The 24632-nt window shown below is 55.9% G+C and carries 21 protein-coding genes; 10 read left to right on the top strand and 11 right to left on the bottom strand.

Translation table 11 applies throughout. The annotated features are described in order from the left end of the window. Together gluQRS and dksA are read right to left on the bottom strand one after the other, a co-directional pair. Positions 1 to 894 carry a tRNA glutamyl-Q(34) synthetase GluQRS gene (gluQRS, locus tag Q1A48_RS09170; protein WP_299943821.1) on the bottom strand — a complete coding sequence of 298 codons (894 nt, stop codon included), beginning with the start codon at positions 892 to 894 and terminating at the stop codon, positions 1 to 3. A gap of 57 nt (positions 895 to 951) precedes the next feature. Beyond that, positions 952 to 1389 (bottom strand): RNA polymerase-binding protein DksA, encoded by a 438-nt coding sequence (dksA, locus tag Q1A48_RS09165; RefSeq protein ID WP_299943818.1) that lies wholly within the window; start codon positions 1387 to 1389, stop codon positions 952 to 954. A 257-nt stretch (positions 1390 to 1646) separates the two neighbouring features. Between dksA and sfsA the strand changes: the two genes are divergently transcribed. Further along, positions 1647 to 2345: a DNA/RNA nuclease SfsA gene (sfsA, locus tag Q1A48_RS09160; protein ID WP_299943815.1), complete on the top strand. Its 699-nt coding sequence runs from the start codon at positions 1647 to 1649 to the stop codon at positions 2343 to 2345. Between the two features lie 18 nt (positions 2346 to 2363). Here the strand turns inward: sfsA and Q1A48_RS09155 are convergent, their stop codons facing one another. From Q1A48_RS09155 to Q1A48_RS09140, 4 genes are all read right to left on the bottom strand, one after another. Beyond that, complete coding sequence (locus Q1A48_RS09155) at positions 2364 to 2708, bottom strand: Rieske (2Fe-2S) protein (protein WP_299943813.1); 345 nt, start codon at positions 2706 to 2708, stop codon at positions 2364 to 2366. Positions 2709 to 2790: 82 nt separating this feature from the next. Beyond that, positions 2791 to 3849, bottom strand: coding sequence for a trypsin-like peptidase domain-containing protein (locus tag Q1A48_RS09150; protein WP_299943810.1), 1059 nt, complete (start codon positions 3847 to 3849; stop codon positions 2791 to 2793). Between the two features lie 193 nt (positions 3850 to 4042). After that, positions 4043 to 4927: a protease HtpX gene (gene htpX, locus Q1A48_RS09145; RefSeq protein WP_299943807.1), complete on the bottom strand. Its 885-nt coding sequence runs from the start codon at positions 4925 to 4927 to the stop codon at positions 4043 to 4045. Positions 4928 to 5128: 201 nt separating this feature from the next. Next, a complete protein-coding gene (locus Q1A48_RS09140; protein WP_299943804.1) occupies positions 5129 to 5413 on the bottom strand; it encodes a TfoX/Sxy family protein in 285 nt (94 codons plus the stop codon). A gap of 245 nt (positions 5414 to 5658) precedes the next feature. Between Q1A48_RS09140 and Q1A48_RS09135 the strand changes: the two genes are divergently transcribed. The 3 genes from Q1A48_RS09135 to Q1A48_RS09125 all read left to right on the top strand — a co-directional run bounded on the left by Q1A48_RS09135 (position 5659) and on the right by Q1A48_RS09125 (position 7863). Next, on the top strand, positions 5659 to 6375 hold the full coding sequence (locus Q1A48_RS09135; RefSeq protein WP_299943801.1) for a M15 family metallopeptidase: 717 nt from the start codon (positions 5659 to 5661) through the stop codon (positions 6373 to 6375). A gap of 129 nt (positions 6376 to 6504) precedes the next feature. Then, positions 6505 to 7347 carry a serine O-acetyltransferase gene (gene cysE, locus Q1A48_RS09130; RefSeq protein WP_299943798.1) on the top strand — a complete coding sequence of 281 codons (843 nt, stop codon included), beginning with the start codon at positions 6505 to 6507 and terminating at the stop codon, positions 7345 to 7347. 15 nt (positions 7348 to 7362) lie between these two features. After that, positions 7363 to 7863, top strand: a complete 501-nt coding sequence (locus Q1A48_RS09125) for a hypothetical protein (protein WP_299943795.1) — start codon at positions 7363 to 7365, stop codon at positions 7861 to 7863. Between the two features lie 115 nt (positions 7864 to 7978). Here Q1A48_RS09125 and ppa read toward each other — a convergent pair whose 3' ends face one another. Next, complete coding sequence (gene ppa / locus Q1A48_RS09120; RefSeq protein ID WP_299943792.1) at positions 7979 to 8512, bottom strand: inorganic diphosphatase; 534 nt, start codon at positions 8510 to 8512, stop codon at positions 7979 to 7981. 160 nt (positions 8513 to 8672) lie between these two features. Here ppa and Q1A48_RS09115 point away from each other — a divergent pair, with 160 nt between their 5' ends. From Q1A48_RS09115 to Q1A48_RS09090, 6 genes are all read left to right on the top strand, one after another. Beyond that, positions 8673 to 10046 (top strand): glutamine synthetase, encoded by a 1374-nt coding sequence (locus tag Q1A48_RS09115; protein ID WP_299943790.1) that lies wholly within the window; start codon positions 8673 to 8675, stop codon positions 10044 to 10046. A 150-nt stretch (positions 10047 to 10196) separates the two neighbouring features. Next, positions 10197 to 11585, top strand: a complete 1389-nt coding sequence (locus tag Q1A48_RS09110; RefSeq protein ID WP_299943788.1) for an aldehyde dehydrogenase family protein — start codon at positions 10197 to 10199, stop codon at positions 11583 to 11585. A 308-nt stretch (positions 11586 to 11893) separates the two neighbouring features. After that, on the top strand, positions 11894 to 13078 hold the full coding sequence (locus Q1A48_RS09105; RefSeq protein ID WP_299943785.1) for an iron-containing alcohol dehydrogenase: 1185 nt from the start codon (positions 11894 to 11896) through the stop codon (positions 13076 to 13078). A 64-nt stretch (positions 13079 to 13142) separates the two neighbouring features. Continuing rightward, positions 13143 to 13721, top strand: coding sequence for a peptide-methionine (S)-S-oxide reductase MsrA (gene msrA, locus Q1A48_RS09100; protein ID WP_299943783.1), 579 nt, complete (start codon positions 13143 to 13145; stop codon positions 13719 to 13721). 329 nt (positions 13722 to 14050) lie between these two features. Beyond that, on the top strand, positions 14051 to 15784 hold the full coding sequence (locus tag Q1A48_RS09095; RefSeq protein WP_299943781.1) for an SLC13 family permease: 1734 nt from the start codon (positions 14051 to 14053) through the stop codon (positions 15782 to 15784). Between the two features lie 615 nt (positions 15785 to 16399). Continuing rightward, positions 16400 to 18919, top strand: a complete 2520-nt coding sequence (locus Q1A48_RS09090) for a TonB-dependent receptor (protein ID WP_299943779.1) — start codon at positions 16400 to 16402, stop codon at positions 18917 to 18919. Positions 18920 to 19116: 197 nt separating this feature from the next. Here Q1A48_RS09090 and Q1A48_RS09085 read toward each other — a convergent pair whose 3' ends face one another. From Q1A48_RS09085 to nuoL, 4 genes are all read right to left on the bottom strand, one after another. Continuing rightward, positions 19117 to 19575 carry a hypothetical protein gene (locus Q1A48_RS09085; protein ID WP_299943776.1) on the bottom strand — a complete coding sequence of 153 codons (459 nt, stop codon included), beginning with the start codon at positions 19573 to 19575 and terminating at the stop codon, positions 19117 to 19119. Between the two features lie 84 nt (positions 19576 to 19659). Next, positions 19660 to 21201: an NADH-quinone oxidoreductase subunit N gene (locus tag Q1A48_RS09080; protein ID WP_299943773.1), complete on the bottom strand. Its 1542-nt coding sequence runs from the start codon at positions 21199 to 21201 to the stop codon at positions 19660 to 19662. Then, the gene (locus Q1A48_RS09075) at positions 21198 to 22796 is read right to left on the bottom strand and encodes an NADH-quinone oxidoreductase subunit M (protein ID WP_299943770.1); all 1599 of its coding nucleotides are present in this window, start codon (positions 22794 to 22796) and stop codon (positions 21198 to 21200) included. Before Q1A48_RS09075 ends, Q1A48_RS09080 begins: the two co-directional genes overlap by 4 nt. After that, positions 22793 to 24631: an NADH-quinone oxidoreductase subunit L gene (nuoL, locus tag Q1A48_RS09070; protein WP_299943768.1), complete on the bottom strand. Its 1839-nt coding sequence runs from the start codon at positions 24629 to 24631 to the stop codon at positions 22793 to 22795. Before nuoL ends, Q1A48_RS09075 begins: the two co-directional genes overlap by 4 nt. Position 24632: the final 1 nt, after the last annotated feature.

Genomic DNA, 24632 nt, shown 5'->3' with positions numbered 1-24632 from the left:
TCAGTGCAATTGCCGGTTGTGCCTATCGACCTGGTGGCGCTGCCAGTGGGTTGCGGCCCAGTTGAGAATTGTTTCCGGCATCTCCTGCGCCAGGGACGCGGGCACATGAAAGCCGAGAAATGCCAGCGCGGTACAGAGATTGCCAGCTGCATTGGCGTTATCGACAGCCGGGGCGCGATTTTGTTTGCTCAGTTTTTGCCGGCCTCCCGGCCCCATCACCAGGGGCAGGTGTCCGAATACTGGTGGCGCAGCGGAGAGTGCCCCGAACAGGCGTATCTGCGCGCCGGTGGTGTCGAGGAGGTCCGCACCGCGTACCACATGGGTGATGCCCAGAGAGATATCGTCAACCACCACGGCCAATTGATAGGCGTAGAGGCCGTCGCGGCGTTTGAGGAGGGTATCGTCTCGGATGTACTGGCGCTGCTCCCCGTGCCAGATATCCAAAAAATGCTCCTCGCCGCCGGCACAGACCAGGCGCAGGGCACAGGTGCCCTTGCCGGGATTTACGGTGCGGCAGCGGCTGTTGTTGTGCCCGCCGCTCTGGCGAATCCGGTTGCGCGAGCAGTAGCAGGGGTACAACAGACCCTGTTTGCGCAACTGCTGCAGGGTATCCTCATAGAGTGGGGTGCGTTTACTTTGCCATTTAACAGTACCGTGCCAATGCAAGCCGTGGGCCTCCAGGGCGCTCAGAATGCGCGCCGCTGCGCCTGGGGCTTCGCGCGGGGGGTCCAGGTCCTCCATACGCAGCAGCCAGTGACCGCCGTGGGCTCTGGCATCGAGGAAGCTGCCGAGTGCGCACACCAGCGACCCGAAATGCAGGGGGCCGCTGGGTGAGGGCGCAAAACGGCCAATATAGGGCTTAGCACTTTCCAAGGTGATTGGCGGTGGTCCCACAGACGGCCCTTTCGCGCCGGGCTACCTCGGGCGCTTTGGGCTGTTACCGGTTGGAAATCAGCCGGAAATCTGCCGTTCCTTGATTTCCGCCAGGGTTTTGCAGTCCACGCATAAGGTGGCGGTGGGGCGTGCCTCCAGGCGGCGGATACCAATCTCAACCCCGCAGGCTTCGCAATAGCCGTAGTCCTCCTGATCGATCAACTCCAGGGTGGCATCGATTTTCTTGATCAGCTTGCGTTCGCGGTCGCGGGTACGAAGCTCGAGGCTGAATTCCTCCTCCTGACTGGCACGGTCGGCGGGATCGGGAAAGTTGGCAGCCTCATCTTTCATATGGGAAACGGTGCGGTCCACTTCCGCCATGAGTTCGGCCTTCCAGGCCAACAGCAAGTTGCGAAAATGCGCCTGCTGCTTCTCATTCATGTACTCCTCGCCCTTGACCTCGTGGTAGGGCTCAAAGCCGTGCAGAGAATCGGCGCTCGCAGCAGTTTTGGGCATAGTCGGTGCCTCTCTTTCTATACGGGCCCCCGATAATGGGGGCGATACCACCAAATTCAATCTAGCCTAGACCGGAAACCTGTTGGGTGATGCTTTTATCACCAGCCAAAACGGTTGTGGTGGCAGGCTAATCCTTGCCCCGGTTGCCGATACCCCTCGGTGACCGGGAGCGTGGAAGCTATCAAATCTGCGCGATTCGCGCTACAAATAGTTGTCTGCTATTTTGCGGCGTTCAAAAGTACCAAAAGGCTTGGCCCGTGAAGTTTACCCCCCCGCTACAAGAGGCAACCCTGTTGCGTCGCTACAAGCGTTTCCTTGCCGATGTAGCGTCACCGGAGGGAGAGGTTTTCACCATTCACTGCCCAAATACCGGCTCCATGAAGAATTGCTGGATTGAGGGGGGCGTCTGCTGGTACTCGGATTCCGGCAACCCCAAGCGCAAGTATCGCCATACGCTGGAGATCAGCACCACGCCAGAGGGGGCACTGGCTGGGGTGAATACAGCACGCGCCAACGCGCTGGTGGAAGAGGCTATTCGCGCCGGCATCGTCAGCGAACTGCAAGGCTACGAGTCCCTGCGCAGAGAGGTGCGCTACGGCGAGGAGAACAGCCGGATTGATTTTCTCTTGTCCGGCTGTGACGGCGATTGTTATGTCGAGGTGAAAAATGTCACCCTGGCGGAGGCGCGCCGGGGTTTCTTTCCCGATGCAGTCAGCGCCCGGGGCGCCAAGCACTTGCGCGAGTTACAGAAGCTGGCCGGTAGCGGCGTGCGCGCGGTGCTTTTCTATTGCGTGCAGCACAATGGCATTGACAGTGTGGAGGTCGCGCGGGAAATTGATCCGGGCTATGCAGAGGCCTTCCATAGTGCAGTGTCGACAGGGGTGCAAGTACTCGCCTACAAGGCGCGACTGAGTGCCGAGGAGATAGTTTTGGCGGAGAGGCTGCCGTTTGCCTGAGTGCCTCTCGGGGCTGCCTTACTCCGGCAGCAGGACATAGAGCCCGTCCTGGGCATACTCGACCGGTATGGGGGTCAGTGCATCGCCGCTACAGGGGCCGGCAATGCACTCACCGGTTTCAATCAGGAACAGGGCGCCGTGGGACGCACACTGGATCAGTGCGCCGTCTGGATCGAGAAACTGGTCTTCCTGCCAGTCGAGATTAATGCCTCTGTGCGGGCAGGTATTGCTGTAAACATAAATCTCACCTCCTTTCATCACCGCGAACACATTGTCAGTGCCGGTGGTATTGTCGCCGAGAGAGAAGCCCCTGGATTGCCCTTCGCTCAATGTATCGTAGCGGCACAGGAAGTATTTCTGCATAAATGTCCGACTCTTGGGGGTGGTTGTTCCTTGTGAAACGATTCGCCAATGGGAATTTCCTGCGCACAGGCTGTGTGTGCCGTTACTGGGGCGCGGCGAGTGTAATGGCGGTGTAGCGTATAATCCCATCGCGCATGATACCCAGGGTGACCTCATCCCCGGCGCGGTGTTTTTCCAGTGCGTTGAGCAGGTCGTCGTAACTGCGAATGGCTTGACGCTCCACTTCCACTATCACATCCCCCAGTTGCCAGCCGCCCTGGCGAGTGCGGTGGATACCGCGCAGGCCCGCTTTTTCCGCAGGCATCCCCGGCGCTGTTCGCAATATCGCCACACCCTCGAATCCGTAGCGGTTGCGCCATTGGTCGGGCGCGGACTCAATGCCGAGAATCGGGCGTACCAGGCGGCCGTGTTTGATCAGTTCCGGTACAATTTTCTTGACCGTATCTACCGGAATGGCGAAGCCGATACCCACGCTGGTGCCACTGGGGCTGTAGATGGCGGTGTTGACACCGATCAGACGGCCGAGGGAATCCAGCAGCGGGCCGCCGGAATTTCCCGGATTGATGGCGGCGTCGGTCTGAATCACGTTGCGGATGGTGCGGTTGTTGGCCGCCTCAATTTCGCGCCCCAGGGCGCTGACCACACCGGTTGTCAGGGTGGTATCGAGGCCAAAGGGATTGCCGATGGCGAGTACCTTGCGCCCCACCGACAGGTTGCTGGACGTGCCTACCACCAGTGGTTTCAACAGTGCTCTGGGGGCCTCGATCTCCAGTACGGCCAGGTCTTTTTCCGGCGCTGATCCCACCAGTTTTGCCGGCCATTCGCTGCGGTCCTGCAGGGTGATGGTCACCTTGCGCGCACCCTCGATCACATGGAAATTGGTGACCACGTGACCGTGTTCATCCCAGATAAAGCCGCTGCCGGCGCCTTTGGGCACTGTGTGCAGCCGCAGGGTTCTGCGATCGCGCACCAGGGTTTCATTGGTGACATACACCACCGAGGGGCTGGCGAAATTGAACACCTGCATGGTGTTGCGCTCGTCATCGGTGGCAAACTCCTGTACTTCCTCTGCAAACAGCAGGGTAGCGGCACAGAGCAGTAGCGTGGAGAGAAGCGTTATTAGTGTGTTCAGCGGTGTCATGGATGGCACTGTTGCTTTGGGGTCGGGTCGGTAAGTTTACCGTGCCCGCGGCAGAGGCGGGAAGATGCGGCTTATACAGTGCCTGCTCCCGCGGTTGCTTTGTCCTAACCGGTGGACCCTGTGGGCCAAAGCCTTGACAGGCACTGGGGGAGGGGGTTGCCCCCAGGTGCCGGGTATGGCTTTTTACACGAGGCTATTTGCGGAAGTTTTTCAGTGCGAGGATGCGGTCGGTCAGGGGCGGGTGCGTGGCCATCAGCGCGCCCATATTGCCGAAGATACCGAAGGCCTTCATATTGCCTGGCAGCGGTTCCTCCTGGCCCCGCTCCGATTCCACCTTGAGGGTCTCCAGGGCGGCGATCATGGCGTTGGGGCTGGCCAGGGTGGCACCGGCATGATCCGCCCTGTATTCCCGGCGACGGCTGAACCAGGCCACAACCATCATGGCGAAAAAGCCGAATACAATATCCATCACGATGGAAGTGATAAAGTAGCCGATACCCAGGCCCTGTTCATTGCGCAGTATCACCCGGTCTACAAAGAAACCCACCAGGCGCGCAAAGAACATGACAAATGTATTCACCACCCCCTGGATCAGTGCCAGGGTCACCATATCGCCGTTGGCCACATGACCGATTTCGTGTCCGATCACCGCCCGCGCCTCTTCGCGCCCAAAGCGCTGTAACAGTCCGGCACTGACCGATACCAAAGCGTTGTTGCGGTTCCAGCCGGTGGCGAAGGCATTGGCCTGGGGCATGGGGAATATGCCCACATCCGGCATGCCGATACCGGCTTTGCGCGAGAGTTCCCGCACGGTTTCCACCAACCACTGCTCATCGGCGCTGCGCGGTTCCGTGATCACCTGGGTACGGGTACTCCTACGTGCGATGGTCTTGGAGAGCAACAGCGAAATAAAAGAGCCACCAAAGCCGAATAGGCCACACAGGAGCAGCAGGGCACCCAGGTTCAGGTCCACCCCGTTGGCCTGAAGGATGCCCCCGATACCGAAGATATTGAAAATAATGCCAACCAGGACCAAAACAGCCAAATTGGTCAGCAAGAATAGCCCAATGCGCAACATCGGCGCTCTCCTTCTAAGTTATCCAAGGGAAGTTTAGATAGCACCGGGTTGGGCGTATACCCACCGTGGGACAAACTGACCCGGGCCCCTAAAATACACGCAACTCTACCCAGTTGCGCCAGCTTTTCAAGGGCACAATCCATTAGACCGAGGGTGGCCCACTGGCTGACAGGGCGAATGGACTCTGGGCTGTCTGTTAAACTATTCGGGATTTTGCGTGGCGAGCAGCCGGTCAACTTCGCTGGTCAGTTGCTGCTTTAGGTTGGGGTCCAGGTCGTTCCAGTGTACGTCCATCAGCGCGCCCTGCAGGGCGTAGAGCATGACTCTGGAAGCGTTGATACCGCGGTTGCGAATACTGATAAATGCCTCTACCGGACCTATGCGGTGCAGGTCGTCGTAGGAGCGGATACCGATAGAGTGCAGAATATTGACAGAGGCCAGGCCCAGGTTCTTCAGTTTCAGTAGTTCTGATTGGCTCGGATGCATTCAGTTTTCCCTACTAGGTTTAACGTCCAGGTAATGCGATTACTCCTTCAATCGCGCGACTGAACTTAACATAATTCAACGGTCCGCCAATAAACATTATTGCCGACGCACAGCGGGCAGCGTCTGTTGTACTCCCCGGCAAAGCCTGGCGGACCCGCATATTTCGGCACGCTCTTTGGTAAAGTAGGCAGCGGGGTGTGTTTACTTTAGCCCGCAATGCAAAAATTGGCTGCTACGGAACACTAATGTTAGACGTATCTCTTCGGCGTATCCTCTTCGGTCTCGGTGATACGCATGTCATCCTCGATCCCGAATCCGACCAGCTGCTGCACCCCGAGGCCCTGGTGGCTTTTCAGCGCCTGTGCAGGGATGCCCAGGATGCGGGTTTCGCCCCCAGGGTTGTCTCCGGTTTCCGCGACTTCAAGCGCCAGCGCATTATCTGGAACGGCAAAGCTCAGGGATTGCGGCCAGTACTCGACAGCCGTGGGGTAGCCTTGGAAATTTCCCGCCTGACGCCGCGGGATCTGGTATTTGCCATCCTGCGCTGGTCGGCACTGCCCGGTGCTTCCCGACACCACTGGGGTACGGATTTCGACGTTATCGATGCTGCTGCGGTACCCGAAGATTATCGCCCGCAACTGACACCGCAGGAAGCGGCCGGCGATGGTGTTTTTGGCCCCTTCCATCGATGGCTAGATGCGCGTATTGCCTCAGGCCGGAGTTACGGCCTGTTTCGCCCTTACGCCGAGGACAACGGCGGCATAGCCCCAGAGCGCTGGCATCTCAGCTATGCACCGCGCGCCTGGGAACTGCAACAACTACTCACGCTTGAGCGCTTGGATGAACAGCTGCGTCGCAGCAATCTGGCCCTGTATGATACGGTGTGTGAGCAGCTCCTGGAAATCTATACGCGCTTTATATGGGTCCCGGATCACTGTTACCCCAAATTTTCGCAGCGTTGAGGATAGGGGTGTTTATCGTCTGATCCACCGGTTCTGACAACCGGGAGCGATGGTTGAAAGTGCCCACTATTCCTGCCAAGCTCCAAGCTGTGGTGGCAAAAGGCCCTGACATACTCTCTGTTACAGCCTATGGGACATCGTGGAATAGTGGATACAAAAGGCGAGAAGCTTATTATCGACAGCCAGACAAATCCTCGTGATGTGTGGGGCTCCATGCGCGCCGAGGCCGCTGTAGCGGCCAGTGGCGAGCCAATTCTGGCGAGCTATTTCCACAATACCATTTTGCGCCACCGGTCTCTCGAGCACGCCATTGCCGACCAGCTTGCCACTATCTTGAACCACAATGCCCTGACCGCCGCTTCCCTGCAGGAAGTGATTGCCGCAGCCCTGGAGAGCGATCCCGATATTGCCCGCTGCATGCTCGCTGATATTTGTGCCTGGTACGACCGGGACCCGGCTTGTAACCAGTACCTGATCCCCTTCCTTTACTTCAAGGGGTTTCACGCCCTGCAGTCGCACCGGATTGCCCACTGGCTCTGGCAGCAGGGGCGCACCACCCTGTCTCTGTATTTCCAGAGCCGGGTATCGGAGCAGCTCGCTGTGGATATCCACCCGGCGGCGACATTTGGCAGCGGTATTATGATTGACCACGCTTCCGGTCTGGTGGTGGGGGAAACCTGTGTGGTGGGGGACGACGTTTCCATACTGCACTCGGTCACGCTGGGCGGCAGTGGTCGGGGCTCTGGGGATCGCCACCCGAAAATCGGTCGCGGGGTGATGATCGGCGCGGGTGCCAAGGTGCTGGGGCCGGTACGGGTGGGGTCTGATGTTAAAATTGCCGCCGGCAGCCTGGTGTTGCAGGATGTACCGGATCACACCACGGTGGCGGGGGTACCGGCGCGCCAGGTTGGTGGCCGAACCGGGGATGCCCCTGCCTTTAGCATGGATCAGACCCTGGACCCAGATGCATAACAGAGAGATCAAAGGATGTCAGAACCCACCTATAGCCTGATCTTTCGCGGTGACCTGCTTGATGGATTTACCGCCAATGACGTAAAAGCCAATATGGCCCGCCTTTTCAAGATTCAGGCACAGTCTGTTGAAAATTTGTTTAGTGGGCGCCCGTTAATCTTAAAAAAAGGGCTCAGCCGCGGCCATGCCGAGCAGTTCCAGGTTACCCTTGGCAAAATCGGCGCGCAGGTGAGCATCAGAAATGAATGCAGCGGCGAAACTATCCAGGCTGTGCCCGCAACCAAGCCACAACCCGCTGACGGGCTGAACGCCTCCGCTGTGGTGGTGCCCAACTGGACGCTCGCACCAATGGAGGGGAATCTGATCAGGGATCAAGAGCGCAGGCAGGTGGTGCCGGTGCAGGTTTCTGTGGAGCATATCAGCCTGCGTGCGGCAGAGGGCTTCCTGCTCGATGAGATGGAGCGGGACCGGGGCGAGGTCGTGCCGGTGCAGGTTCCGCAGTGGGAGGTCAATTGAGTAATTCTGATGAGGCGCTCTTACCCTGGCGGGTTGCAAATCAATACCGGCCAGTGGCCGGTATTGATGTCTTTATCCCCGCGGTAGTTTGCCAGAGCAATCAGCAGCGGCGCGCTTAGCCTTCTTCCAGGTAGCGCTCGCGAGAGGCCAGCACTTCTCTGCGCGCGGCTTCCCCATCGGCCCAGCCTTCCACTTTCACCCACTTGCCGGGTTCCAGCGTCTTGTAGTTCTCAAAGTAGTGTTCGATCTGCTTGATCAGTAGCTCCGGCAGGTCGCCAATTTCCTGAACATGGTCGTACAGCTTGGTCAGTTTGCTGTGGGGTACGGCCAACAGTTTGGCGTCAACACCGGATTCGTCGGTCATATTCAGCACGCCGATCACGCGAGAGCGGATTACGGCGCCAACCATGACCGGATAGGGTGCGACCACCAGCACGTCCAGGGGATCTCCGTCTTCAGACAAAGTCTGGGGTATATAGCCGTAGTTGGCCGGGTAGAACATCGGAGTGGCCACAAAGCGGTCTACAAAAACTGCGTCGGAATCCTTGTCAACCTCGTATTTTATCGGGTCGTGGTTGGCAGGGATCTCAATGATTACGTTGATATCGTTGGGCAGGTCCACACCTGCGGGAATTTTGTCGAAGCTCATCGCTGGTCCTGACTGGATAAAAGGAAAACTTTTGAGCGCGGATTATATACGCTGGCCAACCAGGCGGAAAGCCGCGACCTTCTGGTAACGCTTTGGCGTCGAAGGCGTTTGGCGGGTCTATCCTGTAATGCATTGATAACAACAGCGGGGCAGAGCGGTCATGGTAAAAGCTCGGGAGGTGAAAACCGTACAAGAGGCCCGCGCTATTGTGGAGGGACGCGGTCTCAGTCATGTCAAAGTGGGCCTTTTCGATATCGACGGGGTATTGCGTGGCAAGTATATGAGCCGCGACAAGTTTTTTTCCGCACTGGCTAAGGGCTTTTCATTTTGCGATGTGGTTCTGGGCTGGGACCTGAAGGACCAACTCTACGATAACGTTCGTTACACCGGCTGGCATACGGGCTACCCGGATGCGCCAGTACGTATCCTGCCCCACAGCTGTCGCGATATTCCTTTCGAAGACACTATGCTGCTGTTTTTGGCCGAATTTGACGGTCGCGCCCAGGCAGTGTGTCCGCGCGCACTTCTGCGCCGTGTGGTGGAACGCTGCAAAGCCATGGGGTTTGCGCCTTTTGCGGCGCTGGAGTACGAGTTCTTCCTATTTGATGAAACGCCCGAATCGGTGCGCAGCAAAGGCTTTCGCAACCTCAAACCCTTCACTCCGGACTGGTTTGGCTATTCGTTACTGCGCAACTCGGTACACTCGGGGCTCTACCGGGAGATTCTCGACCTGGGTGAGCGTATGGATTTCCCGCTGGAAGGACTGCATACAGAGACGGGCCCTGGGGTTTTGGAAGCGGCCATCGCTGTGGATAGTGCCGAGGCGGCAGCAGACAAGGCCGCTCTCTTTAAAACCTTTATAAAGGTGCTGGCCCAGCGCATGGGCCTGATGGCGACTTTTATGTCCCGCTGGTCCAGCCACTATCCCGGACAGAGTGGCCATATTCATTTATCCCTGCGCGATAACGACAGCGGGGAATCCGCATTTGTCGACTCGCACCAGGCTCAGGGGATGAGCGAGACCATGTGCCAGTTCCTCGCCGGGCAGCAGCGCCTGATGCCGGAATTTCTGGCACTGCTCGCCCCCACAATAAACAGTTACCGTCGCCTGGTACCCGGTTTCTGGGCACCCACCGGTGCCAATTGGGGCGTGGAAAACCGCACCGCCGCCCTGCGCGCCATTCCGGGAAATAGCCAGTCCCAGCGTATTGAATACCGGCTGGGTGCCGCTGATGCCAACCCTTATCTGGCCTTAGCCGCTGCCCTGGGCTCCGGCCTTTACGGCATCATGCAGCAGTGGCAGCCCAGTGACCCCATTACTGGCAATGCCTATGCGCTGGCCCCGCAGGCCCAGCAGGCACTACCCAATACCCTATGGGATTCAGCGCAGAAACTGAAAAGTTCGCAGGCCGCGCGTGAGTTGTTCGGCTGCGATTTTATCGAACACTTTGCCGCAAGCCGGGAGTGGGAGGAGCGTGAGTACCGGCGTCATGTGAGTGACTGGGAGCTGGACAGGTATTTCGAAATCATCTGACCCAGAATAGTTATGTTCATCCTATATCCGGCGGTCAGCCCGGTTCCAGGTCAATGCCAAGCAGAAAAATTCCCGCCGACAGTGTTCGGGTGGTCATGCGCTGGTCGGGGGGTCTATCACAGGACAAAATAAAAAAGGAACTTTTCAAGCATGCATTTTCTGCAATGTATTTCACCGGTTGATAACAGTGTGTACCTGGAGCGGGCCCTGGCTGGCGAGGTGGAGATTCGTGTGGCCCTGGACAGGGCCGCGTCTGCCCAGCGGGCCTGGCGGCTGACACCAATAGCCGAACGTATTGCCGTGGTGCATCGGGCGGTGGAATTTTTCTGTGATCGCAAGAAGCGCCTTGGCGAGGAACTCTGCTGGATGATGGGACGCCCCATTCGTTACTCAGGGGGAGAGATTGACGGTTTTGCCAAACGCGCCTGCGCCATGGCAGATATTGCCGAAGCGGCTTTGGCAGATATCCCATTGTCGTTCAAGCCGGGCTTTTCTCGCTTTATCCGTCGCGACCCCCTGGGTATTTCCCTGATAATTGCCCCCTGGAATTATCCCTATTTAACCGCGGTCAACGCGGTGGTGCCCTCACTGCTGGCAGGCAATGCGGTTATCTTAAAGCACTCCGCACAAACCCCTCTCTGTGCCGAGCGTATGGTGGAGGCCTTTCGAGAGGCGGGGCTTCCCTACGGTGTCTTCCAGTATCTGCATCTCGATCATCCCTGTACCCAGCGGCTGGCATGCGCCGGCGAAATCCAGCATATCGCCTTTACCGGCTCTGTAGATGGCGGTGTGGCTATAGAGCGCAGTGTGGCTGGCCGTTTTGTTCAGCTGGGTTTGGAGTTGGGTGGCAAGGATCCCGCTTATGTGCGCGCGGATGCCGACCTGCAGTCGGCGGTTGAGTCAATAGTGGATGGTGCTTACTTTAATTCCGGGCAGTCTTGCTGTGGCATTGAACGAGCCTATGTCCACGAGCAGCTATTCGACGAATTTGTCGAGTGTGCGGTCGCCATCATACGTCAATATCGTCTCGGGCGCCCGCAAGAACCACAGACCACGCTGGGGCCACTGGTGTGCGCAGCTGCAGCCGACAGGGTGCGGGTACAAATCGACGAGGCGGTGGCAGAGGGGGCTCTGGCGCACCTGCAAACTGGCGATTTCTCAATGGATCGGCGCGGCACTCAGTATATGGCACCGCAGTTACTCACCGGAGTGCGGCATAAAATGCGTGTCATGCGTGAGGAATCTTTTGGGCCGGTGCTGGGGGTGCAAAAAGTGCATGACGATGGCGAGGCGCTGGAACTGATGAACAACAGCCAGTTCGGTCTTTCTGCTGCGATATTCAGTCGCGATGAAGAGGCTGCCTTAATGATCGGAGATCACCTGGAAACAGGTACGGTTTTTCTGAATAGGTGTGACTATCTGGATCCGGAACTGGCCTGGAGCGGGGTAAAACAGTCGGGCAGGGGGTGTACTCTGTCCTGTATCGGTTTCGAGCAGTTGACTCGGCCCAAGTCTTTTCATTTTAAAATTGGCGAATAGGAAGGGCCGTTTTCTGTGAGATGGTAGGGTTGTGGGCGTATTGGAGCAGTTTTTTTGCCCTCCCTGAATATGAAGGCTGGGGAATGTTGCTTAAGAACAGGACGTTATACACTCCAAGCAGGTGGCTTTTTTTGTTCAGGGGGAAAGCAGTGAATCAGGTGTGCTTCCCCCCTGCCTTACTAGTAAGCAGGTTGAGCACGCATCTGACCTGACCCGATCGCTCAGGCCCAATGTGCCGGCAGGCAGTTGATTGCTATTGGGCAGTTATTTGCAAATTTTCAGGATCTGAGAAGCCGAGCGAGGGTGATGTGGATCAATACTGGGTAAAATGGAATTATCCCACTGCTATTTGGGTAGGGCCTGGCAGGGTGGCAGAACTTGCCAAGGCCTGTGCAGAACTTGGAGTAATGCACCCCCTGCTGGTCACTGACCCCATCCTCGCCGAGCTGCCCCTGATTGAGCGTGTACTCAATCCCTGCAGTGACAATGGTCTGAACCTTGAAATTTTCTCAGCGATCAAGGGCAACCCCAACAGCGAAAATATTGAGTGTGGTGTTGAGCTGTTGCGGGAAAAGAAGTGCGATGGGGTGATAGCTTTTGGCGGTGGCTCCGCTATAGACGCCGGTAAGGCCATTGCCCTGATGGCCGGGCAGAGCCGACCGATTTGGGATTTCGAGGATGTTGGTGAAAACTACCGGCGTGTAGATACCAATGGCATGCTGCCGGTGATAGCGGTACCCACGACTGCGGGGACTGGCTCGGAAGTGGGGCGGGTGGCGGTCATCACCGATGAAAAGGCGCATATCAAACGCCTGATTTTTCATCCGGAACTCCTGCCGGATATTGTGATTCTGGATGCGGAGTTGACTCTGAGCCTGCCGCCCGGGATCACCGCGGCCACGGGAATGGATGCACTGTCCCATCATCTCGAGTCCTACTGTTCACCCATGTACCACCCCATGGCGGAGGGTATCGCTCTGGAGGGGATGCGCATGGTCAAGGAATACCTGCCACGGGCCTATACGATTGGTACAGATTTGGCAGCGCGTCAGCAGATGCTGGTGGCCGCCAGTATGGGTGCTACCGCCTTCCAGCGCGGGCTGGGTGCGATCCATGCGCTGGCACATCCGCTCGGTGCCCTTCATGACAAACACCATGGTTTGCTCAACGCGGTGTTGATACCCTATGTACTGGTGGCCAATCGCCCGGCGATTGAGACGCCTATGGCGCGTTTGGCGCGCTATCTGCAACTTGTCGGTAAGACGGCGTCTGCCAATGGGTTTGAGTCAGTGCTCACCTGGATCCTCGGGTTGCGCAAACAGTTGGGGATTCCCCATAACCTCGCTGACATCGGCATAGATACCGTCAATGCCAATAAAATAGCTCAGATGGCCGCGGCAGATCCCTCCGCCACCAGCAATCCCATGTCGTTTGGTGCAGGGGAATATCGCGAAATTTTTCTGCGCGCCTGCGCAGGCACTGTCAAACTGTAAGAGTTTCCTCCTCTGCATCGACAGAAGAGTATCGATCAACCGGACCTATCATCAGGATACAACTATGCGCGGTATCTTTGCCCTTTTCATGCTTCTGGCTGCCACACTTGGCAGCGCCCAGGAATCCTCCAATATCCGCACCGCCGTCTTTGCCGGCGGTTGCTTCTGGTGTATGGAACCCCCCTACGACAAGGTCAATGGTGTGCTTGAAACCACATCCGGTTACAGTGGTGGCCATGTGAAGAACCCGACCTACGAACAGGTCTCTGCGGGGGGTACCGGTCACGCCGAGGTGATACAGATAAAATATGATGCCAATAAAGTCAGTTATTCCGATTTGCTCACGATCTTTTGGCATAATATTGATCCTTTCGATGCCGGTGGCCAGTTCTGTGACCGTGGAGGTCAGTACCGTAGTGAAATATTTTACAGTAATGAGCAGGAAAGGGAGTTGGCGGAAGCGAGCAAGAAAAAGGTGGAGGCGGAGTTGGGTAAAACAGTGGTGACCCAGATAAAACCGGCCAGTACCTTTTATCCCGCTGAGGGCTACCATCAGAACTACTACCAGCGCAATCCCCTGCGCTACAAGTATTACCGCTTCCGCTGTGGACGGGATCAGCGTTTGGAGGAAGTTTGGGGATAATGCAGAGGCTGGTTGTGGCGGTTATGCAGTTCGGGCCAGCAAGCCTTAATGGGTTTGCTCCCCTTGAGAAATCTGTGCAGCTGCGTGTAATGGTGTGTTTTTTATGCTTTCCCCTGGTCTGCCGCTGATGGTGGAGGCCTCTGAAGGTAGTAATCCGGCAATCTGCTAGTTTGCCGGGTAGCAGAGAGCACAATAGCTTCTGGTCTTGGTGCCGATAGCGGGCCTAGGGGCTTTGTATTCTCTTTCTCTGTCTGGTGAGAGGAGGTTCTTTCCTTCCGGCCCGGGAATATTTATCCTTCACAAGGTATTTTGCCGAAAGTGAAGAATCCATGGCCCTGAGTGAATCTATTGTCGCCGGTATTTTTTTACTGGTCATTTTTTCCCTGATTTTTACCCGTATCCGCCCCTCTCAGGTGTTCGCTTCGGCTGCTGTTGTCTGTTTTTTGACCGGCCTGGTGCCCGCAGAATCCGTCCTGCAAAAGGCGGTAAACCCCGGCCTGGTCACCTTGGTAGTGCTTCTTCTAACCTCCCTAGGGCTGGAGAAAGCCCGTTGGCTACGCAGTATCTCAGATGGGTTGATTGGCGGTTCACTGAGAGGTAGTTTGCTTAAGTTGACCAGCGCAACCGCTCTCAGTTCTGCGTTCTTAAATAACACCGCAGTAGTTGCCGCGCTGGCTTCCAGTGTCAAAGCGCAGAGACGCCACCCGCCCGCCAAGCTGCTATTGCCACTCTCCTATGCGGCAATCCTCGGCGGTACACTGACACTGATTGGTACCTCTACAAACCTGATTGTGAACAGCTTTGTACTGGACCGGGGCATGCCCGCGCTGGATTTTTTCGCTTTTCTGCCCATAGGGGCCTGTGCAACCATTATTGGACTTATCGTATTACTGATTGCCAATCGCTTGTTGCCCGAAGGGCCGGTCGATGAGGAGACGTTTGCACATTACCTGTTGGAGGCCGAAGTGGCTGCCAACTCTCCTCTTGATGGCCGCAGTGTTGAGCAAAACAAGTTGCGCCGGTTGGAGACGCTCTACCTGATTGAGATAGTGCGCGGCGGGCAGACGATCAGCCCGGTAGCACCTACAGAAGTGCTGCGCAACGGCGACAAGCTGATCTTCAGTGGAGATATTCGCGACCTCGAACGACTGAAGGATATAGAGGGCTTGCGCTTGTTCGCCTTTGAGGACGAGGCGCTGCATCTGGATTTGACCGAGGTGGTGCTCACTCCAGGTTCCAGTATTATCGGTGAGTCCTTGAAGAGTTGTCAGTTCCGCACACGATTCGATGCTGCGGTGGTGGCCATGCGCCGCGGTGGTGACCGCATTTCCGGAAAGCTTGGTGAAATTCCGCTCCAGGCAGGTGATGCATTGCTTCTGGCGGTGGGGCAGGATTTCAAACATCACCGTAATATTGACAAGAACTTCTACGTAATCAGTGGCTCAGAGGTGCAAAGGCAGTTGTCCTGGCGGGACAGTTGGCTGCTCGGGGCAGGCTTCGCATTGGTGGTGGCAGGTGCGGCATTGGGGGTGTTTTCCCTGCTGAAAGGGCTTGTGGTTTTACTGGGCTGTATGATTGGTCTAAATATAGTCTCCAGCTCTGAATTGCAGCGGAGATTTCCGTTCCAGATCTGGATTATTATTGCTAGTGCCCTGGTGTTGGCCGAAGCTTTTTCCGCGAGTGGTTTGGCAGATACTCTGGTAGGAGGAATGCGTGATACCCTCGAGGATGCAGGCCCCTCTGTGGGTTTGATCGCTATCTTTCTCTTGACGCTGTTGTTGACCGAGTTGATGACAAATAACGCTGCCGCAGCCTTGGTGTTTCCATTGGCATGGGGTCTTGCAGAGGGCTTTGGCGTTAGTTGGATGCCCTTTGTAATGGCAGTGGCTTATGGTGCGAGTGCCAGTTTTTTAACGCCATTCGGTTATCAGACCCATTTGATCGTGCAAAACCTCGGCGGTTACCATTTGCGGGATTTTATGCGTTCCGGATTGCCTTTAACGATTGCCTATAGCCTGACGGTATTAACACTTTTGCCTCTGGTGTTTCCTTTCCACCATTGAGGTAATTTCCCTGCGAAAGTGTACGGAGTTCACGCTCTCATTGGGTGAGTGGACTGTATTTGTGAACGTTTGTTAAGCTGATAAATGAATACCTGCAATACAGGTTGGACGGCCTTCCTGTTGAAGGCTGTATTTTTGTTCGTGTCCTATCACTTTTTCTTTACGGGCTGTCCAGGTTTGTTTGACATTAGAGTCAAGCTTTCCGTGCTGTTCAATCGCTGTTTCTAATATGCCGCGTAATTTGTTGGGGTAATTATAGTTAGAGGATGCGTGCCAGACTGTGTCCGATGACGATATCTTCCTTTGCCGTACGGGCTTTAAAGGTTATTTGTGTGCAGGAGTGGTCAGGATATTTATATACGAACGCGAAAAGTAAATTGATAATGGAGGGTTAGACGATAATTTTTTATTTGTGAGAGTTATCTTATAGCACGATGCTTTTAGAAGGGATCGTTTTTAGTAATTTGTTATTAAAGTGTTCTGGCTGCCAGTGCAATGATCCGTTAAAGTGGAATCTCTTCACTTGGCGCTGATATGTGTGCAGCGTGTGTTGGAGTATGGCCAGGGAGTAGACTGGCGTCTAAGACAATTATAGAGAACTAACAGGGTAGTTATATGAAAGAAAATAAGAGGCGCCGGTTAACCGCCTGTGGCGCGCCATCACTGCTGGCAATATCCATTGCCGCATTGTCAAGTCCCGCTATTGCACAGGAAGCCCTTCTCGAGGAAGTCATTACCATCGGTACCCGTGTGGAAGGGCGTTCCGCCACAGATTCTGCCGCCCCCATTGATATCGTATCCGGCGAGGCGTTTGTCAATCAGGGAGATGGAGATCTCAACAATCTGCTGCGCAATCTTGTGCCCTCTTACAACGTCAATACAATGCCGATTTCGGATGCGGCTTCCATTGTGCGCCCGGCAAATCTGCGTGGCTTGCCGTCGGATAGTACCCTGGTGCTGGTGAACGGTAAGCGCCGTCATCGCGCCGCTGTGATTTCCTTTCTCGGCAATGGTGTCTCCGATGGCGCTCAGGGGCCGGATATTTCCTCTATCCCTGCGATCGCCCTGAAGCAGGTTGAGGTGTTGCGCGATGGCGCCGCCGCCCAGTACGGCTCTGATGCTATCGCCGGGGTGATCAACTTTCAGCTGAAGGATGCGGCCGAGGGTGGCGCGGTGGAAGTGAAGCATGCAACCACCAACGCGGGGGATGGTGACCAGAGTATGGTGGCCGCGAATGTTGGTCTGCCATTGACCGGCGATGGCTTCGTGAATTTCAGCATGGAATATCGCGAACAGGATGCCACCAGTCGCAGTGTACAGCGTGATGACGCAGCGCAGCTGATTGAGAATGGTAATAGTTTTGTCGCCAGTCCGGCGCAAATCTGGGGCCAGCCGGAAGTGGAGGATGACACCAAGTTCTTTGTCAACAGTGCCATTGAACTGAGCGATGCCGTTGAGCTTTATGCTTTTGGTAACTATGCCAGCCGCTCTACCGACGGGGGGTTTTATTTCCGTAACCCTGAAACTCGCGAAGGGGTTTTTGCTACCAAGGTTTTACGAGATGAAGATGGAGATGGGATTCCTGAAGAAATACTCGTGCCTTTAATAGGGGATCTTGATGCGAGTAATGGCATCGACGATTGCGCGGGCTTCACTGTTGCAGAGGCGCACGATAGTAATGAATGTTTCTCCTTTGTAGAAATGTTTCCCGGTGGATTTACCCCCCGTTTTGGCGGAGAGCTGGAGGATTACTCCATGGTCTTCGGCCTGCGCGGTGAGCTTGCCAATGGTATCGGCTACGATGTCAGTGCCAGCAGGGGCCATAACCGGGTGGATTTTAATATCTATAACACCGTGAATGCGTCGCTGGGGCCGGATTCGCCCACTGCGTTTAGCCCCGGTAGCTATGCTCAAAATGAAACGAATTTTAATATCGACCTGAGCAAGACGACCGAGTTCGCTGGCATGCCTCTGTATTTGGCCGGTGGTTTCGAGTGGCGCGAAGAGGAGTTCCAGGTAAAAATGGGCGATAGGGCCTCTTGGGAAGTGGGCCCGCTGACCGAGCAGGGTTTTCTGATCGGTTCCAACGGTTTCTCCGGGTTTGGGCCGGAAGTGGCCGGTGCTTTCGAGCGGGACAATATCGCGCTTTACTCTGATTCCGAATTGCAGGCCACCGATAACCTGCGCTTTGGCGCCGCCCTGCGCTGGGAGGACTTCTCTGATTTCGGCAGCACCTTTAACTTCAAGCTGTCAGGGCACTATGTTGTCAGTGATATGCTGGCGCTGCGTTCTACTCTCAGTACCGGTTTCCGCGCGCCAACGCCCGGCCAGTCCAATATCAGCAATGTGACGACAGCTTTTACGGATGGCAAGTTGCAAAACCTGGGCACCATTCCCCCCACAAACCCGATCGCGGTCCTCAAAGGCGGCAAGCAGTTACAGCCGGAGGAGTCCGGGAGCTTTACCCTGGGGGCGATTGTCGCGGCAGGTGACTGGGAGGTTACCCTCGACTACTTCCTGATTGCGGTTAGTGATCGTCTTAGCCAGTCCGCAGAGCAAGAGCTCAGTGACGAAGAACGCGCCCAGTTGGTGGCGGAGGGCATCAGTGGAGCCGATTCTCTCAACTTTTTCCGTTTCTATACCAATGACTTTGATACCAAAACCCAGGGAATCGACTTGGTGGCCACTTATCCCTTGGGAGATGCTACCGATTTGAGTTTCGCCATGAACTGGAAGGATACCGAGGTTACGGATTTCAACCCGGAGACCATGGATGACAAGCGCATCAGGCAACTGGAAGATGGTCTGCCAAATCTGCGTGGTAATGCAACGATCACCCATGCTGGAGACGGCTGGCGTGGCCTGGTGCGCCTGAATTACTACGGCAGCTATTGGGAGGCGCATCTGGATGATAAAGACTTTCCCCTTACTGCTGGAGAGGAGTGGACGGTGGACCTTGAGGGGGCCTATGATTTCAGCGAATCCCTGTCTCTGATTGCCGGTGCCGAGAATTTGTTGAACAATTATCCCGATAAAAATCCCTGGGCGGGTGTGGCCGGTGCCGAGTACCCGGAAACCGCTCCCATGGGCTTTAACGGCGCACTCTATTATGTGCGCGCACAATGGAATTTCTAAGGCGTCGCAAGTCAGCCTCCCAAGTTGAGGGGGCAAACGACGCGCTTTGATTACTCCGGCAATCAAACTGGTATTTCAAACCTGTTTGATTGCCGCTTTTGAAAAGTCCGCGCAAATGGGCGGGAATGCATGAATTCAAACAAATTGCACCGGTCCTGAACCGGTGGCGACATGTTTTTGTGTCGCGTTTCGGTGGGCTACATGTCCCACAGGGAGTTGGTGGCCATGGAGAGCGTGATGCGTTCCTTGTCTTGTATTTGCTTTAGATCATCGAAGACTTCCTTCACCTCCATGGATTCTATCGCACCGTAAACGGCTTCGTAGAGACCGGAGAAATAGCGGTCCACTTCCCGCCCCAAATTGTTGATTTCCCTGATGGTGGGGGGATCGCTCAAGGGCAGATGGCGAATAAAGTCCTGTGCGCTCTCTTCATGGGTGTATTGCAGCCAGGTCTGCATGACTTTTTGTTGCGCTACTGCGCCATAGTTGGAGAGGTTTCTCGCCATACGCTGTTCGTGTTCCAGCATATGTCTCAATAGAAGCCCCGTTCGGTAGTCCTCTGATTTATTCAGCAGATCCTGGTAGAGTTCGGCCATATCCAGATGGAACTTTTCTGCGTCTTTTATAATCTCGAATGCCTGCTTGAAGGTTTTCATAAGCTTGCCCTTTGCTCGCTGGTGGCTTTTTATTGGGCAGGAAAAACAGGTCGTGTGCTTTTGCAGCCATACCCTTATGTATCGTTATAGTGCATTTATCCAGTTGATCAAGAGTTGTGGAAATATCCCAAACAGCAGCAGGATCGCGGTTAATACAACCAGCAGCCATTGGCCGGATACTGCAATTTGTACGCTGCCGGTGGATTCCGCGGTAAGCGTGGGGTCGCGCTGTACCATGGTTAACAGCAGTCTCAGGTAGTAGAAAAGACCCAGCGCGCTGCCGATCACAACAGCTGCCAGAAGTACCCACAGCTGTCCCTCCACACCGGCGGTGAATATATAGAATTTGCCGATAAAGCCGATGGTCAGGGGGATGCCTGCAAGGGACAGTAACATGGCCGCGAGGCAGCTGGCGAGCCAGGGTGAGCGCCACAACAATCCGCGGTAAAAGTCCCTATGGTAGGGGTTGTCGGCATCGGACGGTGGACTTTCCGGATATTCCCCCTTGAGAATCCTGTCTTCGACGGAATCCGCTACCAGGCCAACCACGGCAAAAGCGCCCAGTGTCGTGATGATATAGGCCACCAGATAATAGATAACGGCTTCGGTTCCGAAGGTGCTCTTGCCGATGATAAAGGCTACCACCAGATAGCCGATATGGGCGATGGAGGAGTAGGCCAGGAGTCGCTTGATATTGGTTTGCATCAGCGCCAACAGGTTGCCGACCAGCATACTTGCGATGGCCGCGATGGAAAGCAGGTTGATCAAAACGGGACTTCCATAAAGGTCCAGGGTGTTAAAGAAGCGCAGCAGGAATCCGATTACTGCGCCTTTGCTCACAGTGGCAATAAGGGCGGTTGTCGGTGTCGGAGCGCCCTGGTAAACATCAGGTGTCCAGATATGAAATGGTACCAGCGATAGTTTAAAAGCGACCGAGATTAAAAACAGGGTGATTCCTGTGGCAAACAGCGCAGAGGTCTGTGCCAGTTCCGGCATAAGAGCAGCGATACCACTGAAGTCCAGCGCGCCGCCTGCGCTGTAGACCAGTGCAATACCAAACAGGCCGAGCGCTGTGGAAAGCGCGGATAACAACAGGTACTTGATCGCCGATTCCAGCGACTGCGCCTGCTCTCGCGCAGGAGATAAATCGCCGGTGACCGCGAAGCCGAGCATGGGGTAAAGTGCCAGGCTGATCAGTTCGAGGCCCAGGAAGAAGGTGGCGAAATGGCTGGCGCAAACGAGCGTGGTTGTACCCAACATCGCCAGTAGCAGCAGTATGTAGAATTCTTCCGGGTAACTGCCGGGGTTTCTCTCCGGGTTGCAGCGCAGGCGCAGGTAGCTATAGCCCATGATACTGACGGCAGTGGCCGTCAGTAACAGCAATAGACAGAAAAACAGAGCGGTGTGATCTACCAGCAGTAGCCCGGTGGCTTGGACAGAACTGACACCGCCAGAGAGTGTAGCGCCAACCCAAAAGCAGGAGCCTGCTGCGAGCAACAGGGTGATTAAAGTCGTCGCCAGTGCACTCCGATGTCCGCGCCAAAAGGAAACCTGCAGTAGGAGAATGACAATGCCCGCACTCAGTAGCAGCAGTGGCAGTATTGCGAAAAGTTCCTGCGTGCTCATGGGGATTCACTCTCTTTTGGATGTGGCTTTGCCCAGGTCTGTTCCTGGGAAGTAAAGCGAGTGCCGATACCCTGGTCTTTGGCATACTGCGCTCTGGCAGTTTCAATGTGTGCCAGGGAACGGGCGACGGTGGGGCTGGCGATATCGAATACCGGTTGCGGGCGCAGGCCCAGCAGCACCAACAGTGCGGCGAGAGAGAGCAGGGCACAGGATTCCCGCAAATTCAGATCCGCTATTGGGGCCTGCGGGGAAAGTTTCTGGAGCCGCTTGTTCAGTGCACCAAAAAACCCCCTCTGCATCATGATGAGTGCGTACAGGGCGGCGCCAATCAGACCTGTGGCGGCAAGTACGGCAATCCAGTGACTGCTGCGAAAACTGCCCACCAAAACTGTGAATTCGGCGACAAAGTTCCCCAGCCCCGGGAGACCCAGGGAGGCCACTGCGAAGAACAGCGCAATTGCGGACAGCTTGGGCAGGATGGCCCAGACTCCGCCCAACTGCGTCATATCTCGGGTATGCAACCGGTGTTGCAGGGCGCCCACCAGCGCAAACAGGGCGGCGGTACTGAGTCCGTGGGCAATCATCTGCATCACGGCCCCCTGCATGGCAATCGTATTCAGCGCGTAGAGTCCGAGCAGAACAAACCCCATATGGCTGACGCTGGAATAGGCGACCAGCCGCTTCATGTCACTTTGGGCAAAGGCGAGCATAGCGCCGTAGATTACACTAACAGCGCCGATGCTCATTGCCACCGGTGCAAATGCCGCAGAGCTCTCGGGAAACAGAGGCAGGTTAAACCGCAAAAGACCATAGGCACCGGTTTTCAGCAGAATGGCCGCCAGCAGGATACTGCCGGCCGTCGGCGCCTGGGTGTGCGCATCGGGCAGCCAGGGGTGGAATGGAAGCGCGGGTAACTTGACAATAAATGCCACGAAAAAGCCCAGCATCAGCCAGTAGGCGGTCGAGGGTGCCAATTGGGCGTCGAGCAGGTCATTGTAATTGAAGGTCAGTTGCCCGGAATTGCCGTAGTGGAGGTAAGCCAGTGCCACGATGGCGATGAGCATCAGCAGGCTACTGGCCTGGGTAAAAATAAAGAATTTGATGGCGGCGAAGAGGCGCTGCTCATACCCCCATACCGCGATAAGGAAAAGCATGGGAACCAGCATCACTTCCCAAAAGAAAAAAAACAGGAAGAGGTCCATGGCCGTGAATACACCGACTACACCGGCGAGGGTCCACAGGTAGTTAAAATAGAAAAAACCACGGCGAAAATGTATATCGTTCCAGGTCATGACCAGCCCGAAAATACCCATCGCCATGGTCAGAGCCAGCATCAGGAAGCCCAAACCATCAATGGCCAGGTGAAAGCTGATCCCAAATCTGGGAATCCAGTTGATTTGCACACTGTCCCACCAGGGACCACTGCCGATCACTTGTGCCGCACCTAAATAGGGCCAGTAACTGGCCAGCAGCAAACTGGCCAGCAGTAGGCTGACAAGGCCGATCCAGTGCCCGCCCCGCTGCAGATAACGCTCCGAAAGCCAGGCTAGTATACCGCCAGCGAACAACAGAATAATGATTGCCATTAGTGTCATAGGGCCACCAAAAGTGCGAGGAATAGAATAGAACCCGCAGCAAAGGTTGCCAGGTACCAGCGCACCTGGCCGTTTTGTGAAGCGCTCAGTAGCGTATTCAACTGGCGGCTGAACGCGGCAGTGCCTTTGTATAACGCGTCGATCATGTCGTTGTGGTTCAGGCGCGCGAGCATGTTGAATGGCCTTACCAGCAGGTGATCGTAGAGCCAGTCGAAGCCCCAGCCACTGAACCAGAATTGCGTAACCCGGGAGCGCTGTTCGCCCGTCTTTTTTTCGCGCCGATACAGCTGCCAGGCCACGCCCAGGCCAATCAGCGGCATGGCAATGGCCACACCTTCGACCCATGCCGCGGGGTGCCTCTCTGCAGTAGTGCCGAATACCGCCTGGAGAGGCGGCGTCAACAGCCCACCGAGCAGTGCGAGTATTGCGAGAATGGCCAAAGGTATCGTCATTGCCGGCGTATTGGCATCTTTACAGTGTCTTGAGGCGGCCCCCTCACTGCCGGCAAATACCAGGAAGAGTACGCGAAACGTATAGATACCGGTGATCAGGGCGCCGAGGACTCCCGCAAGCCAGAGACTGTTAAAACCCTGGTGGAATTCCCAGGCACGCAGCAATATTTGGTCTTTGCTGTAAAACCCGGAAGTCAAGGGCAGGGCTGCCAGGGAAGCGCAGCCGATGGTAAAGCAGAGAAAAGTAAACGGAATTTTCCGGTATAGACCGCCCATACGGAAAATATTCTGCTCGTGGTGCAGACTCAGAATAACCGACCCGGCGGAGAGGAAAAGCAGTGCCTTGAAAAAGGCGTGGGTCATCAAGTGGAAAATGGCCCCGGACCAGGCGCCCACACCCAGAGCCAGAAACATATAACCAATCTGGCTGATGGTGGAATAAGCCAGCACTCGTTTGATGTCACTTTGGGCGATGGCGCTGAATCCGGCGAGAAGTAGTGTGAGAGCGCCGACAATGGCCACTGCGGTCATCGCCGTTTCAGAGAGTGTATACAAGGGGTGCATACGGGCGATCAGGTAGACACCTGCAGTGACCATGGTGGCCGCGTGGATCAAAGCGCTCACCGGGGTTGGGCCGGCCATGGCATCGGGCAGCCAGGTCTGCAGTGGCAGCTGTGCCGATTTGCCCACTGCGCCGCCAAGTAGCAGCAGGGTGGCGATAGTAATTATTTCCCGGTCTGCGCCAGGGTCGCCCGCTGCATTGATCAGTTCTGGGATATTGAGGGTCGAGAACTCGTAAAACAGCAGGAACAGGCCGATGGCCATGGCGGTATCGCCGATACGGGTGACAATAAAGGCTTTGCACGCGGCGGTGCCATTGACAGGGTCTTTGTACCAGAAGCCGATCAGCAGATAGCTGCAAAGCCCTACGCCCTCCCAGCCCAGATAAAGCAGCACCAGGTTATCGGCCATCACCAGGGTCAGCATGGCAAAGATAAACAGGTTCAGGTAGGCAAAATAGCGGCGGAAATCCGGGTCCTTGCGCATATACCCGGCAGAATAGAGATGAATCAGAAAACCGACACCGGTAACGATCATCAGCATCACGAGTGTCAGCCAGTCTACATGGAAGTTGATGCCGAGTTTAAGCTCCCCCAGTTGCATCCACTGCCAGAGGGCAATATTGACCACTCCGGACGGGGTTTGCCAAAAAACAGCGGCCGTTGCGACTGCCGTGAACAGTGCCGCAATGCCGACACTGCCCACCCCGATCACCGTGATCACGCTCTCCGGAGGTTCGCGCCGATAAAACAACGGGATACCCACCAGTATCAAAAAGCCAATCAGCGGTAGAAGTGGCACCCAGGCCAAAAGCCCCTGCATA

Source organism: uncultured Microbulbifer sp., assembly GCF_947489355.1.
Taxonomy (GTDB): Bacteria; Pseudomonadota; Gammaproteobacteria; order Pseudomonadales; family Cellvibrionaceae; genus Microbulbifer.
This window is presented reverse-complemented; position numbering and strand designations above follow the sequence as displayed.